18 protein-coding genes are annotated in these 14106 nt (G+C 62.4%); 8 read left to right on the forward strand and 10 right to left on the reverse strand.

Annotated elements, in window-relative coordinates:
- Positions 1 to 142: 142 nt before the first annotated feature.
- The 9 genes from KCG87_RS18745 to nrdR all read right to left on the reverse strand — a co-directional run bounded on the left by KCG87_RS18745 (position 143) and on the right by nrdR (position 7020).
- Positions 143 to 880: a transporter substrate-binding domain-containing protein gene (locus KCG87_RS18745; protein ID WP_134787430.1), complete on the reverse strand. Its 738-nt coding sequence runs from the start codon at positions 878 to 880 to the stop codon at positions 143 to 145.
- Between the two features lie 34 nt (positions 881 to 914).
- Complete coding sequence (locus KCG87_RS18750; protein WP_007910933.1) at positions 915 to 1418, reverse strand: phosphatidylglycerophosphatase A; 504 nt, start codon at positions 1416 to 1418, stop codon at positions 915 to 917.
- Positions 1415 to 2380: a thiamine-phosphate kinase gene (gene thiL, locus KCG87_RS18755; RefSeq protein ID WP_210558587.1), complete on the reverse strand. Its 966-nt coding sequence runs from the start codon at positions 2378 to 2380 to the stop codon at positions 1415 to 1417. The genes KCG87_RS18750 and thiL overlap by 4 nt, the downstream gene beginning before the upstream one ends.
- A 17-nt stretch (positions 2381 to 2397) precedes the next feature.
- On the reverse strand, positions 2398 to 2898 hold the full coding sequence (nusB, locus tag KCG87_RS18760) for a transcription antitermination factor NusB (RefSeq protein ID WP_003228643.1): 501 nt from the start codon (positions 2896 to 2898) through the stop codon (positions 2398 to 2400).
- The gene (gene ribE, locus KCG87_RS18765) at positions 2895 to 3371 is read right to left on the reverse strand and encodes a 6,7-dimethyl-8-ribityllumazine synthase (RefSeq protein ID WP_003228649.1); all 477 of its coding nucleotides are present in this window, start codon (positions 3369 to 3371) and stop codon (positions 2895 to 2897) included. The genes nusB and ribE overlap by 4 nt, the downstream gene beginning before the upstream one ends.
- A 236-nt stretch (positions 3372 to 3607) precedes the next feature.
- Complete coding sequence (ribBA, locus tag KCG87_RS18770; RefSeq protein WP_003228650.1) at positions 3608 to 4699, reverse strand: bifunctional 3,4-dihydroxy-2-butanone-4-phosphate synthase/GTP cyclohydrolase II; 1092 nt, start codon at positions 4697 to 4699, stop codon at positions 3608 to 3610.
- 16 nt (positions 4700 to 4715) lie between these two features.
- The gene (locus tag KCG87_RS18775) at positions 4716 to 5378 is read right to left on the reverse strand and encodes a riboflavin synthase (RefSeq protein WP_095139117.1); all 663 of its coding nucleotides are present in this window, start codon (positions 5376 to 5378) and stop codon (positions 4716 to 4718) included.
- Positions 5379 to 5425: 47 nt separating this feature from the next.
- Entirely contained in the window at positions 5426 to 6559 is a 1134-nt protein-coding gene (ribD, locus tag KCG87_RS18780) for a bifunctional diaminohydroxyphosphoribosylaminopyrimidine deaminase/5-amino-6-(5-phosphoribosylamino)uracil reductase RibD (RefSeq protein ID WP_210558586.1), read from the reverse strand.
- Entirely contained in the window at positions 6556 to 7020 is a 465-nt protein-coding gene (nrdR, locus tag KCG87_RS18785; RefSeq protein WP_003228656.1) for a transcriptional regulator NrdR, read from the reverse strand. Before nrdR ends, ribD begins: the two co-directional genes overlap by 4 nt.
- 127 nt (positions 7021 to 7147) lie before the next feature.
- Here nrdR and KCG87_RS18790 point away from each other — a divergent pair, with 127 nt between their 5' ends.
- From KCG87_RS18790 to trxA, 3 genes are all read left to right on the forward strand, one after another.
- Positions 7148 to 7612, forward strand: a complete 465-nt coding sequence (locus KCG87_RS18790; RefSeq protein WP_098965824.1) for a YbaY family lipoprotein — start codon at positions 7148 to 7150, stop codon at positions 7610 to 7612.
- Positions 7609 to 8265 carry a 50S ribosomal protein L11 methyltransferase gene (locus KCG87_RS18795; protein WP_210558585.1) on the forward strand — a complete coding sequence of 219 codons (657 nt, stop codon included), beginning with the start codon at positions 7609 to 7611 and terminating at the stop codon, positions 8263 to 8265. The genes KCG87_RS18790 and KCG87_RS18795 overlap by 4 nt, the downstream gene beginning before the upstream one ends.
- A gap of 185 nt (positions 8266 to 8450) precedes the next feature.
- Entirely contained in the window at positions 8451 to 9323 is an 873-nt protein-coding gene (gene trxA, locus KCG87_RS18800; protein WP_210558584.1) for a thioredoxin, read from the forward strand.
- A 4-nt stretch (positions 9324 to 9327) separates the two neighbouring features.
- On the opposite strand, the gene KCG87_RS18805 is transcribed toward trxA, so the two are convergent.
- A complete protein-coding gene (locus KCG87_RS18805; RefSeq protein WP_115988796.1) occupies positions 9328 to 9687 on the reverse strand; it encodes a hypothetical protein in 360 nt (119 codons plus the stop codon).
- A gap of 135 nt (positions 9688 to 9822) precedes the next feature.
- On the opposite strand from KCG87_RS18805, the gene KCG87_RS18810 reads away from it, so the two are divergent.
- The 5 genes from KCG87_RS18810 to KCG87_RS18830 all read left to right on the forward strand — a co-directional run bounded on the left by KCG87_RS18810 (position 9823) and on the right by KCG87_RS18830 (position 13994).
- Positions 9823 to 10425: a DUF2796 domain-containing protein gene (locus tag KCG87_RS18810; RefSeq protein WP_210558583.1), complete on the forward strand. Its 603-nt coding sequence runs from the start codon at positions 9823 to 9825 to the stop codon at positions 10423 to 10425.
- A 138-nt stretch (positions 10426 to 10563) separates the two neighbouring features.
- Positions 10564 to 11274 (forward strand): ABC transporter ATP-binding protein, encoded by a 711-nt coding sequence (locus KCG87_RS18815; RefSeq protein ID WP_210558582.1) that lies wholly within the window; start codon positions 10564 to 10566, stop codon positions 11272 to 11274.
- 1 nt (position 11275) lies between these two features.
- Positions 11276 to 12541, forward strand: coding sequence for an ABC transporter permease (locus tag KCG87_RS18820; RefSeq protein WP_007966122.1), 1266 nt, complete (start codon positions 11276 to 11278; stop codon positions 12539 to 12541).
- Positions 12542 to 12552: 11 nt separating this feature from the next.
- Complete coding sequence (locus KCG87_RS18825; protein ID WP_003228673.1) at positions 12553 to 13071, forward strand: DUF3299 domain-containing protein; 519 nt, start codon at positions 12553 to 12555, stop codon at positions 13069 to 13071.
- A 224-nt stretch (positions 13072 to 13295) separates the two neighbouring features.
- The gene (locus KCG87_RS18830; protein ID WP_027612943.1) at positions 13296 to 13994 is read left to right on the forward strand and encodes an OmpW family outer membrane protein; all 699 of its coding nucleotides are present in this window, start codon (positions 13296 to 13298) and stop codon (positions 13992 to 13994) included.
- The last annotated feature ends 112 nt before the right edge of the window (positions 13995 to 14106 follow it).

Below are 14106 nucleotides of genomic sequence, written 5' to 3' on the forward strand. Positions count from 1 at the left end.
TCAAAAAGTTTGATAACACCCGACTTGCCTGGCCCCCCTGTGGGAGCGGGCTTGCTCGCGAAGGCGTCGTGTCAGTCGGCAATAGGCTGGCGGAACCACCGTATTCGCGAGCAAGCCCGCTCCCACAGGGGGGACTGCCCTGTCAGTTCGGCTCGAACGGATACGGCTGCTTCCACTGTTCGAAAATTGGCTTCAGCTCGCCGCTCTTGACCAACTGCTCCATGCGCCGGTCGAACACTGCCATCAACATGCGCGCTTGCGGTGTGTTGGCGAAGCACAGGTACAGCGGCAGTTCGGCGATATGCGTCTTGCGAAACTGCGTCGGTTCCCTGGCCCGGCCAAGCACGTAATCGATTTCGGTCAAAGCATCGATGTAATAGTCGGCGCGGTTGTGGGTGAGCATCGAGAGGATCCCGGTACGTCGCACGACCTCGTTGAAGTTGCGCACGCCGGGTAGATAATTCTGATAGTCGTAACCACGAACCCAGGCCAGCCGATATTGACCGAGGGTTTCCGGGGTCGGTGCTGGATTACTCGCCAGGCCCAGGGCGTAGATGTGGTCGGTGTCGAAATTCCAGCGCGGATAGAGCAGGTCGCTGAATTCTTCATGATAAGAACCGACACAAGCATCGACCTCGCCACGCTGGGCCAGCCCAACTGAACGAGTGTACGGTTCGCTGCGAATGTCGAGTTTCACTCCCGCCGGTTCGAACACCTTGCGCAGCACGTCCCAGCCCAGGCCGTGGCCGTCGGCGGCGGTGTAGTCTTCCCAGTCTTCGCTGGCCAGATGGATGACCGACGGCGCGTGCGCGGTTTCCTGCGCACTGGCGACAGTGCCCAGCAAAGTCAGAAACACCAGCGCCAGCCAGCGTCGAGCCATCCCTAGTCTCCTCACTGAACCCGGACAATCCGGATCAGGCGAAAATCCACACCAGTCCCTGCATCGCCAGCCAGGCGAACACGCCGGCCAGCACGTCGTCGAGCATGATGCCGACGCCGCCATGGACATGCCGGTCGATCCAGCGAATCGGCCACGGCTTGAGAATGTCGAAGAAACGGAACACCAGAAAACCCGCGAGCAACCAGTACCAGCCCTCCGGCACCAGCCACAGGGTGATCCACATCCCGACCATTTCGTCCCAGACGATGCCTTCATGGTCGTGGACCCGCAGATCGTCGGCGACCTTGCCGCACAGCCAGAAGCCGAACAGCATGGTGATTCCGAGCATCAGCCAGTAACCCCAGTCGGGCAACATCTGCCACAACGGGATAAAGGGTAGCGCAACTAACGAACCCCACGTGCCCGGCGCTTTCGGCAAGGTGCCGGAGCCGAAGCCGAACGCGAGGAAATGCCAGGGATTGCGCCAGACCGACGGCGGAACGAATTCGGCCGGAACCTGTTTCGGGTGATCTGTCACGGTGTCTCCTGAAAATGTTGATAACCCCGGATTTGCGGGGTGATGTCGTGTCCTTCGCGATCCAGCAGGACCACACCCTGGCCCTGCGCCACACGCCCGATCACATGGATCGGCCAGCCATCGGCCAGCAGCGCCGGCAACTCGACGGACGGTAGCGTGAAGGCCAGCACATAGTCATCGCCGCCGCTCAACGCCGCCCGTTCGGCACCGCGCTGACCGAGAAACGCCACTAAAGCATCGGACAACGGTACGCGCTCGCGTTCAACCTCAAGCCGCACCTGCGAAGCCAGAGCGATATGGCCGCAATCGGCAAGCAGGCCATCGGAGATATCCAGGGCCGAGGTGGCCTTGCCGCGCAAGGCCTGACCGAGCCCGAGTTGCGGTTGCGGCGCCCAGTAATGACTGAGCAGCGGCTCGGCAATATCAGTGTCGGCTTCACGCTGGCCAAGCACCAGCGGCAAGGCACCGGCGGCATTGCCCAGTTCGCCGCCAACACAAAGCAGATCACCCGGTTGTGCGCCGCTGCGGGTCAAGGCCTGCCCGGCCGGCACCCGACCGAACACCGTGACCGTCAGGCTCAACGGCCCACGCGTGGTGTCGCCGCCGACCAGCGCGACGCTGCAGCACTGCGCCATGCGGTTCAAACCGCGGGCATAGGCTTGCAGCCAATCGGCGGTCACCGTCGGCACAGTCAGGGCAAGGGTAAAGGCAACGGGCGTGGCGCCCATGGCGGCCAGGTCGCTGACCGCAACGGCCAGCGAGCGCTGACCGAGCAGAAATGGATCGCAGGGATCGGCGAAGTGCACGCCGGCCACCAGCGTATCGGTGGAAATCGCCAGCTGTTCCCCGGAGGGAACCGCGAGCAAGGCGCAGTCGTCGCCGATCCCCAGGGCAACGCCCTCGCCGCCCTGCGCACAAGGCGCGACGGCGAAGAAATTGCGGATCAGCTCAAACTCGCCCATGAGGTCTCAAGCGCGTATCAGCGCTTGAACGCCTTCACTTCAGCTTCACGCAGGCGCGGAGCCAGCTTGTCGAGTACGCCGTTGACGAACTTGTGGCCGTCGGTCGAACCGAAGACTTTCGCCAGCTCGATACCTTCGTTGATCACAACGCGGTACGGCACATCGACGCGCTTGAGCAGCTCCCAGGTGGACAGGCGCAGAACCGCCAGTTCAACCGGGTCCAGCTCTTCGATTTCGATGTCCAGGCACGGCTTGAGCGCGGTGTCGATTTCGGTGCGGCTCGCCGGAACCCCGTGGAGGATTTCGCGGAAATACGCGCCATCGACATCGGTGAAATCGTTATCAACGCGGAACTGCGCTTCGATCTCGTTCAGCGAAGCCTTGGCCATGTGCCACTGATACAGGGCCTGAGTCGCGAGCTGACGGGCTTCGCGACGCTTGACGCTTTTCGATGGCTTGCCGGCATCCGCAGGTTTCGGATCGCGCGGGTTGAAACGATCGCTATCGTCGCTAATCACTTGGCCTCCAACTGCGCCAGCAGGCTGACCATTTCCAGAGCGGACAGGGCAGCTTCAGCACCTTTGTTGCCGGCCTTGGTGCCGGAACGTTCGATGGCTTGCTCGATGGAATCAACGGTCAGGACGCCGAACGCGACCGGTACGCCGAACTCCATGGACACCTGGGCCAGACCCTTGGTGCACTCGCCTGCCACGTATTCGAAGTGTGGAGTGCCGCCACGAATGACCGCGCCGAGGGCGATGATGGCTGCGAACTCGCCTTTCTGGGCGACTTTCTGCGCAACCAGCGGGATTTCGAAGGCGCCAGGCGCGCGGATGATGGTGATGTCGCTTTCGCTCACGCCGTGGCGAACCAGGGCATCAACTGCACCGCTGACCAGGCTTTCAACCACGAAGCTGTTGAAACGGCCCACTACCAGAGCGTAGCGGCCTTTAGGGGCGATGAAGGTACCTTCGATGGTCTTCAGGGTCATTCGTCAGATCTCTTAAAGAGCCGGGACGCGTTTCGTACGCATCCCTCAGTGATATTAGCCACAAATTCATGACCGGAAACACCGCATTGCTGTTCGACTACACCCCTGTGGCGAGGGGATTCATCCCCGATGGACTGCGCAGCAGTCCCAACCAAATAGGGCCGCTACGCAGCCCGTCGGGGATGAATCCCCTCACCACAAGGATCTACATCAACAATGCCGAATTCACCGGGTCATTATTCGGAGGGCACGTATTCTACAACTTCCAGATCGAAACCGGATATCGCATTAAATTTCATTGGCGCCGACATCAGGCGCATTTTGCGCACACCGAGGTCACGCAGGATCTGCGAGCCGGCACCGACGATGCTGTAAGTGGTCGGTTTTTTCACCGCCGCCTGCTCACCGGTTTCGCGGATATGCGCCAGCAGCACGTCGCCGTCCAGCGGGTGGCCGAGCAACAGCACCACACCGCTGCCGGCCTCGGCCACCGCAGCCATCGCGGCGCGCAGGCTCCAGCGGCCCGGTTGCTTGACCATCAGCAGGTCGCGCAGCGGGTCCATGTTGTGCACGCGAACCAGGGTCGGTTCCTCGGCGCAAACGGTGCCCAGCGTGAGGGCCATGTGCACGTCGCCTTCCACCGAATCACGATAGGTCACCAGGTTGAATTGGCCCAGTTCGCTGTCCAGCGGCTGCTCGGCAATCCGCTGAACGGTACGTTCGTGGATCATCCGGTAGTGAATCAGGTCGGCGATGGTGCCGATCTTGATGTTGTGTTCGGCGGCGAACGCTTCCAGCTCGGCGCGACGGGACATGGTGCCGTCGTCGTTCATCACTTCGCAGATCACGCCGCTTGGTTCGAAACCGGCCATGCGCGCCAGGTCGCAGGCCGCTTCAGTATGACCAGCGCGCGCCAGGGTGCCGCCGGCCTGGGCCATCAGCGGGAAGATGTGGCCCGGGCTGACGATGTCTTCAGCCTTGGCGTCTTTGGCCGCCGCCGCTTGCACGGTGCGCGCACGGTCGGCGGCGGAGATACCGGTGGTCACGCCTTCGGCAGCTTCGATCGACACGGTGAACTTGGTGCCGAAACCGGAACCGTTGCGCGGGGCCATCAACGGCAGCTTCAACAGCTCGCAGCGCTCGCGGCTCATCGGCATGCAGATCAGGCCGCGGGCGTGCTTGGCCATGAAGTTGATGTGCTCGGCCTTGCAGCATTCGGCGGCCATGATCAGGTCGCCTTCGTTCTCGCGGTCTTCGTCATCCATGAGGATGACCATCTTGCCTTGGCGGATGTCTTCAACCAGTTCTTCGATGCTATTGAGCGCCACAAGGCACCCCCTTCAGTCAGGATTTGAGATAGCCGTTGGCGGCCAGAAAGCTTTCAGTAATACCGCCAGCGCTTGGCTCAGCAGCCTTGTCGCCGAGGAGCAAACGCTCCAGATAACGCGCCAGCAAATCGACTTCCAGGTTCACCCGGCGGCCCGGCTTGTAGGAAGCCATGATGGTTTCGCTCAGGGTGTGCGGAATGATCGTCAGCAGGAATTCGGCGCCATCGACCGCGTTCACGGTGAGGCTGGTGCCGTCGACGGTGATCGAGCCTTTATGGGCGATGTACTTGGCCAGTTCTTTCGGCGCGCGGATGCGAAATTCGACGGCGCGGGCATTGTCGCTGCGCGATACCACTTCGCCGACACCGTCGACGTGACCGCTGACCAGATGCCCGCCGAGACGGGTGGTCGGGGTCAGGGCTTTTTCCAGGTTGACCGGGCTGCCGCTTTTCAGGTCATTCATGGCGGTGCAGTCGAGGGTTTCGCGGCTGACGTCGGCGGCAAAACCGTTGCCCGGCAGTTCAACCGCCGTCAGGCACACGCCGTTGACCGCGATGCTGTCGCCGAGTTTGACGTCGCTCAGGTCGAGCTTGCCGGTTTCGACATGCACCCGCACATCACCGCCCTTGGGGGTCAGTGCACGGATACTGCCGATGGATTCGATGATGCCGGTAAACATGGGGTTCTCCTTGAGAACGAAGCCAGCGCTAAGGCGATGGCCGGGAATTATACGCTCGCCGAAACGACTGGCGTCGCAGTGACTCGCCAGTCATCGCCAACCGCGCGGATTTCAGTGATTTTCAGCTCGGGAGCGTCCTTCATATAGGCCAGCGGCCAGTCCAGCAGCGGCCGCGCCGAGGAGCCGAGAAACTTGCCGGCGATGAAGATCACGAACTCGTCGACCAGACCGAGCTGAGCGAATGCACCAGCCAGACGCGGGCCGGCCTCGACCAGCACTTCGTTGACGCCACGGTTGGCCAGTTCGATCAGCAGTTGATGCAGATCGACCTGACCGTCGTCACCCGGCACGATCAGGCATTCCGGGCCATTGGCGTATTGCTCTTCGACCGCCATGCAGGTGGCGACCAGCGCCGGGCCGGCCTTGAAGAACGGCGCATCCAGCGGCACTCGCAAGCGCCCGTCGATCAGCACCCGCAGCGGCGAACGGCTCATGGCCCGTGCGGTTTGTTCGGCATCCAGACCCAGTTCGTCGGCGCGCACGGTCAGGCGCGCGCCGTCGGCCAGTACGGTGTCGGCGCCGGTCAACACCACGGCCGCCTGCGCGCGCAAACGCTGCACGGCGGAACGCGCGGCCGGGCCGGTGATCCACTGGCTCTCGCCACTTTCCATCGCCGTGCGCCCGTCGAGACTCATCGCCAACTTGACCCGCACGAACGGCAAGCCATGTTCCATGCGCTTCAGGAAACCTTGATTGAGCTGGCGCGCCTCGACTTCCAGCACGCCGCTTTCGGTGGCGATCCCGGCATCGCTCAGACGCTGCAAGCCACGCCCGGCGACCTGCGGATTCGGATCGCGCATCGCGGCGACCACCCGAGCAACCCCGGCAGTCACCAACGCATCGGCGCACGGCGGTGTGCGGCCATGGTGGCTGCACGGCTCAAGGGTCACGTAAGCCGTGGCACCCCGGGCCAGTTCACCGGCAGCGCGCAGGGCGTGGACCTCGGCGTGGGGTTCGCCGGCGCGCTCGTGAAAGCCTTCGCCGACAATCTGCCCGTCACGCACGATCACGCAGCCAACCCGTGGATTGGGATGGGTGGTGTAGTGGCCCTTGCGCGCCAGTTCCAGCGCGCGCGCCATGAAGTGGGCGTCGAGGATCGCCTGCTCGGCGGCGCGGGTCATTCTTTCACCGGTTCGCGGGCGAGGCGGTCGATCTCTTCACGGAACTCGTTAAGGTCCTGGAAGCGCCGGTATACCGAAGCGAAACGGATGTAGGCCACTTCATCGAGCTTTTGCAGCTCGGCCATCACCAGTTCGCCGACCACGAGGGATTTGACCTCGCGCTCGCCGGTGGCGCGCAGCTTGTGCTTGATGTGAACCAGAGAGGATTCGAGGCGCTCGACGCTCACCGGACGTTTCTCCAGCGCGCGTTGCATGCCGGCGCGGAGTTTTTCTTCGTCGAACGGTTGGCGGCTGCCGTCGGTTTTGATCAGGCGCGGCAACACCAGTTCGGCCGTCTCGAATGTCGTGAAACGTTCGCCGCAGGCCAGGCATTCACGCCGGCGGCGCACCTGTTCGCCCTCGGCGACCAGACGCGAGTCGATGACCTTGGTGTCGTTGGCACCGCAGAAGGGACAGTGCATGGTGGCTGGCAACAAAAAAAGGGAGGGCCATGGTAGCGCATCCCGGTGGCAAGACAAGCCATAGGGTTTGCGGTATACAGACTGCCATGATCGTTTGATCCACGGATTTCATTTTCTGGAGCTGCCAATGTCGCTACGACCGCTCGTTTTGCTCAGTCTTTTCGCCCTGCTGGTGGCCTGCGGCAGCGACAAGCCCAAACCGCAACCGCCAACACCGGGACCTGCACCACAACAGGCGCAAAAAAAAGCCCGCGAGGCCGCTGATCTTGGTCCGCTGCCGGCCTATCAACGGGAACTGAGCGGCACCCTGCAAGGCGTGCCGGCCGGGGCCGAAGTCGAACTGGCGCTGCTGGTGATCGATGAAAAGTCGCGCCCGCAACAACTGCTCGCCAGTTCCAGCCTGATCGGCAACAACCAGATTCTGCCGTTTCGCCTGCGCTTCAATCCGGAGTCATTTCCGGCCGGCGCACGGGTTGAGCTGCGCGGTCGTGCCACGCAGTCGGGCCAGTTGATCCTGCACCTGCCGTCGCAAACCATTACCCAGCCGACCACCCAGGCGCTGGGCCAGCTGCAATTTGTCAAAGCACCATGACCGTACCGCTCGACCTGCAACAGGCGTTGGGTGAATTGCTCGGTGATGCGCGGCTCAAGGCCTGTGCTTTACCGGGCACCGATTTGCAGCTTTGGCTGATCGACGGCGAGAACATGGATCGTGAATTCAGCTCGGATGAAACCCGACGCATTCTCCACGAGCCGCCCTATTGGAGTTTCTGCTGGGCCAGCGGTCTGGCGGTGGCGCGTTATCTCGCGGAGTTCCCCGAGTGGGTGCGCGGCAAGCGGGTGCTGGATTTCGGCGCCGGCTCCGGCATCGCCGCGATTGCTGCAGTCAAGGCCGGGGCTTTGGAGGTGGTGGCCTGTGATCTGGATCCGCTGGCGATTGCTGCGTGCCGGGCCAACGCTGAACTCAATGATGTGCAGATGAGTTATTCGACGGACTTCTTTGCCGAGGCTGATCGCTTCGATCTGATCCTGGTGGCGGATGTGCTCTACGACCGTGAGAACCTGCCGCTGCTCGATGCGTTTCTCAGCCGTGGCCGCGAGGCGCTGGTGGCAGACTCACGGGTCCGGGATTTTCGCCATCCGTTGTATGAGCGAATCGAAATGCTTGAGGCGATGACCTTGCCGGATCTGGCAGAGCCGGAAGAATTTCGGCATGTGAGCCTGTACCACGCGCGGCGGAGCTAAAAAGCTTCGTCGGATCGCCGCCCGGAGCAAGCCCGCTCCCACATTTGGATTGCGTTCCCCCTGTGGGAGCGAGCTTGCTCGCGAAGGCGTCCTATCAGGCAACACATCTCTAAACCTGCCCCCGCTTCCGGCCACACCCCGCCAAGCCGTATAGTTGCCCCATCCACGCTTTTACGAGATCCCCCATGAGTCAGCAAACGCCGTACATCTTCGACGCCACGACTGCCGATTTCGACCAGTCGGTGATCGAAGCTTCCTTCAACAAACCGGTGCTGGTGGATTTCTGGGCCGAGTGGTGTGCGCCGTGCAAGGCGTTGATGCCGATGCTGCAAGGCATTGCCGAGAGCTATCAGGGCGAACTGCTGCTGGCCAAGGTCAACTGCGACATCGAACAGGACATCGTCGCCCGCTTCGGCATCCGCAGCCTGCCAACCGTGGTGCTGTTCAAGGACGGTCAACCGGTGGACGGTTTTGCCGGTGCGCAACCGGAATCCGCAGTGCGCGCGTTGCTTGAGCCGCATGTGCAAATGCCGCCGCCGGCCGCTACCGATCCGTTCGAACAGGCGCAGGCGCTGTTCGATGAAGGACGTTTCGCTGAAGCAGAAGCCGCGCTGGTGGTCATGCTCACCGAAGACAACAGCAACGCCAAGGCGCTGATCCTCTACGCCCGCTGCCTGACCGAACGCGGCGAACTGGGCGAAGCGCAAACCGTGCTCGACGCGGTCAAGAGCGATGAGCACAAGGCTGCACTGGCCGGCGCCAAGGCGCAGATCAAATTTCTGGGACTTGCCCGTGATCTGCCGGATGCTGCCGACCTCAAGGCGCGTCTGGCCAAAGATCCGCAGGACGACGAAGCGGTGTATCAACTGGCGATCCAGCAACTGGCGCGTCAGCAATACGAAGCCGCGCTGGAGGCCTTGCTCAAGCTGTTCATCCGTAACCGCAGCTACGGCGAAGGGTTGCCGCACAAGACGTTGCTGCAGGTGTTCGAACTGCTGGGCAACGATCATCCGCTGGTGACCGCTTACCGGCGCAAGGTCTTCGCTGCGCTGTACTAAGCGCTCACTCGACCCAGCTGTAGAGCGGCGTATCGCCGCCGCTCGCCACTTTCACCTGTGAACTGTGGCGCAAGCGCACCAGCAGGCGTTTGCCTGCGGCCGCGCTGCCGGTCAATCCCTCAAGCTGCTCCAGAAGATCTGGCCCGCTGAGTTGCCCGGCCTTGCGCAACAGATCCTGCGCGACCTGCCACAACGCATCGTCCTGGTTCAGTGGCTTCACTGCCGGCGTGCTCAATGCCGCTTCAGGCTGATCGCCCTGCGGCTGCGCGCCAAGGGCTGCGCCGAGCTTCACCCAATCGCTGTCATCCAGCTCCACCGTCAAATCCACCGGCGTCGCGCCAACGGTTCCGCGTATCCGCAACATCTGCTTCGCTCCTGCACATTTCTGACCTGCATGCTCCCACGGGACTTGTGCAACGCCAAGCGCACGGGCAAACTCTGCGAAGTTTCGTTATAAGATTACATAACAAACTCTTCACTTTACTTTCCGGAGACCGCCATGCGTCGTCTGCTGCTCGCTTTGCCGTTTGCCCTGTTGCCGCTGGCCATCGCCCATGCCGCCGATGAGCACGATCATGACCATGAGCACGGCAGCCTCGGCGCCCACGAACATGGCGTCGGCCGCTTGAACGCCGCACTCGACGGCCAGACCCTGGAGCTGGAACTGGAAAGCCCGGCGATGAACCTGGTGGGCTTCGAACACGCTGCCGCCAGCGACGCCGACAAAGCCAAAGTCCTGGCCGCGCGCACCAAACTGGAAAACCCGCTGGCGCTGTTCAGCCTGCCAGCCGCCGCCGGTTGCAAGGTCACCAGCCAGGAACTGGAAAGCCCGCTGTTCGGCGACAAACCGGCTGCCGACGAGCATGACGATGATGATCACGACGAAGATGCCAAGGGCGGTGAAGCGCATCACCACGATCACAGCGAAATCCACGCGCACTATCAGTTCAGTTGCGCGGCCCCGGGTGCTCTGAAGACGCTGGATCTGGCGAACCTCTTCAATACCTTCCCGGCCACGCAGAAAATTCAGGTACAACTGATCGGCCCGAGCGGCCAGCAAGGCACGGAAGTGACGGCCAAGGCGGCTGCCTTGAATTTCTGATCACACCGATAATCCCCTGTGGGAGCGGGCTTGCTCGCGAATGCGGTGTGTCAGTCAACATAGATTTGGCTGATCCACCGCGTTCGCGAGCAAGCCCGCTCCCACAGGGTTAAGTGTTCACTCCTTGAAATTGGTGCCATGACCCAAGCACTCATCGAACTGTCCAACCTGGGCTTCAACTGGCCCGGTCACCCGCCGCTGCTGGACATCCCGGCGTTTCGCCTAGCGCCGGGCGAAACCCTGTTCCTCAAAGGCCCGAGCGGCAGTGGCAAGACCACCCTGCTCGGCCTGCTGGGCGGGGTACAGAAGCCCGGGCGCGGCAGCATTCGCCTGCTCGGCCAGGAACTGACCGAGCTGGGTGCCGGCGCCCGCGACCGCTTTCGTGTCGATCACACCGGCTACATCTTCCAGCAGTTCAACCTGCTGCCGTTTCTCTCGGTGCGTGAGAACGTCGAGTTGCCGTGCCACTTCTCCAGATTGCGTGCCGAGCGGGCGAAACAGCGTCACGGCAGCGTCGATCAGGCCGCCACCACCCTGCTCGCCCACTTGGGCCTGAAAGATGAAAGCATCCTCGGTCGTCGCGCCGATTCGCTGTCGATCGGTCAACAGCAACGGGTCGCCGCCGCTCGTGCCTTGATCGGCCAACCGGAACTGGTGATCGCCGACGAACCGACCTCGGCGCTGGATTACGACGCCCGGGAAAACTTTATCCGTCTGCTGTTCGCCGAATGCCGCGAAGCTGGCTCGAGCCTGTTGTTCGTCAGCCACGACCAGAGCCTGGCGCCGCTGTTCGACCGTCACCTGTCCCTGGCCGAGCTCAATCGCGCCGCCACGTCTGCCGAGGTCTGAGATGTATCTGTTTCGTCTGGCCATGGCCAGCTTGGCCAACCGCCGCTTTACCGCCCTGCTCACCGCGTTCGCCATTGCCCTGTCGGTGTGCCTGTTGCTCGCCGTCGAGCGCGTGCGCACCGAGGCCAAGGCCAGTTTCGCCAGCACCATCAGCGGCACCGACCTGATCGTCGGCGCCCGCTCAGGTTCGGTGAACCTGCTGTTGTACTCGGTGTTCCGCATCGGCAACGCGACCAACAACATCCGTTGGGACAGCTTCGAACATTTCGCCAGCAACCCGAAAGTGAAGTGGGCGATCCCGATGTCCCTCGGCGACTCCCATCGCGGCTACCGGGTGATGGGCACCACCGAAGCCTATTTCGAGCATTACCAGTACGGGCGCCAGCAGCATCTGCAACTGGCTGATGGCCGGGCATTTGCCACCGACCCGTTCGAAGTGGTGCTCGGTGCCGAAGTGGCCGAGGCGCTGCATTACAAGCTCGGCGACCAACTGGTACTGGCTCACGGCGTGGCTGCGATCAGTCTGGTCAAGCACGACGACAAACCGTTCACCGTGGTCGGCATTCTCAAGCGCACCGGCACGCCGGTGGACCGCACGCTGCACATCAGCCTCGGCGGCATGGAGGCGATTCACATCGACTGGCACAACGGCGTGCCGGCCCGGGGCAACGGCCGGATCACCGCAGATCAGGCACGCAACATGGACCTGACGCCACAGGCGATCACCGCGTTCATGCTCGGCCTCAACAGCAAGATTTCCACCTTTGCCCTGCAACGCGAGATCAACGAATTCCGTGGTGAGCCGATGCTGGCGATCCTGCCGGGCGTGGCCTTGCAGGAGTTGTGGAGCCTGATGAGTACTGCGGAAAAAGCCTTGTTCGTGGTCTCGCTGTTCGTGGTGCTGACCGGGTTGATCGGCATGCTCACGGCGATTCTCACCAGCCTCAACGAGCGTCGCCGCGAGATGGCGATTCTGCGTTCGGTCGGTGCGCGGCCGTGGCACATCGCGAGCCTGCTGGTGCTGGAGGCCTTCGCCCTGGCGCTGACCGGAGTGATCGCGGGGCTGGCATTGCTGTACATCGGCATCGCCGCCGCGCAGGGCTATGTGCAGGCCAATTACGGTTTGTATCTGCCACTGGCGTGGCCGAGCGAGTATGAATGGACGCTGCTCGGTGGCATTCTGGCGGCCGCGCTGCTGATGGGCAGCGTGCCGGCCTGGCGCGCGTATCGCCAATCCCTGGCCGATGGCCTGTCGATCCGTTTATGAGGATGTTCACCATGCCCCGCGCCGTGCTTGCGCTGCTGTTGCTGGTTGCCCTGCCTGTGTGGGCAGCGGCGCCGAAAGACCTGACCTGGTCGGAGATGATCCCGCCGGACGCCGCGCCGGAAGTGCCGAACATGACGCCGTTGCACGACATGTCGAAGATGAGTGATGCGCTGTCCGCCGAGTCGGCGCCGGCGGCGAAACAGGACATGCCCAACGCGCCGGTGGTGCAGAGTCTCGACGGGCAGAACATCCGCCTGCCGGGCTACATCGTGCCGCTGGAGGTCAACGAAGAAGGACGCACCACCGACTTCCTGCTGGTGCCGTACTTCGGCGCCTGCATCCACGTGCCGCCACCGCCGTCGAACCAGATCGTGCATGTGAAAAGCGAGCTGGGCGTGAAGCTCGACGAGCTGTATCAGCCGTACTGGGTCGAGGGACCGTTGCAGGTCAAGGCGTCCACCAGCGAACTGGCCGATGCCGGGTATCAGATGGCGGCGGACAAGATTTATGTGTATGAGCTGCCGGAGTGAATCCCGGTAGTTTTTGTATTGTTTGATCCGGCCTCTTCGCGAGCAAGCCCGCTCCCACAGGTGACCGCGTTCCAAAGTGGGAGCGGGCTTGCTCGCGAAGGGGCCGGCCAAGGTTCCACAAAAAACCGCGGCATCACTGTTTCATTGAGCTGAGTCAAAAGACCGTATCAGTTGGCTTCATACCATAGGACATCAGAAACTTTTAACGTCCTTTTGGAGCCCCCATGAACAAGTCCTTGCTCAGCGCCTCGCTGTTTGCCCTCGCGCTCGCAGCCCCGCTCGCCCACGCTCACGAAGCCGGCGACATCATCGTTCGCGCCGGTGCGATCACCGTCAACCCGAAGGCCGACAGCTCCAATGTCAAGGTCGATCAGGGTCCGTTGAGCGGCACCAACCTGGGCGGCAAGGCGACCATGAGCAGCGACACCCAACTGGGTCTGAACTTCGCCTACATGCTGACCAACAACATCGGTATCGAGTTGCTGGCCGCCTCGCCGTTCGAGCATGACGTGAAAATCAAAGGCACTGCGCTGCCAGCCGCCAACGGCAAACTCGGCACCCTGAAACACCTGCCGCCCACCCTCAGCGTCGTGTACTACCCGCTGGATGCGAAATCGCCATTCCAGCCGTACATCGGCGGCGGCATCAACTACACCTGGATCTACGACGAGCACGTCGGCAGCGAAGCCCAGTCCAATGGCTTCAGCAACTTCAAGGCGAAAAACTCCTGGGGCCTGGCCTGGCAGGTCGGCGCCGACTACATGCTGACCGACAACATCATGCTCAACGCCCAGGTGCGCTACATCGACATCGATACCCGCGCGACTGTCGAGAACAACGCCGTGGCGCCGGGCACCCGTGCCAAGGTGAATGTCGATGTCGATCCGTTTGTGTACATGGTGGGTCTGGGCTACAAGTTCTAAGGCAGATTCAACCAGGAACGTTCACGTGGTGGTGAATGAGGCTTTGGGTGAGCAGGCTTAGAACTGACGACGATCACTTCGTGATCGATCGGGGATAAATCCCCTCGCCACA

It is taken from the genome of Pseudomonas sp. MWU347 (assembly GCF_017947305.1).
Classification (GTDB): Bacteria; Pseudomonadota; Gammaproteobacteria; order Pseudomonadales; family Pseudomonadaceae; genus Aquipseudomonas; species Aquipseudomonas putida_A.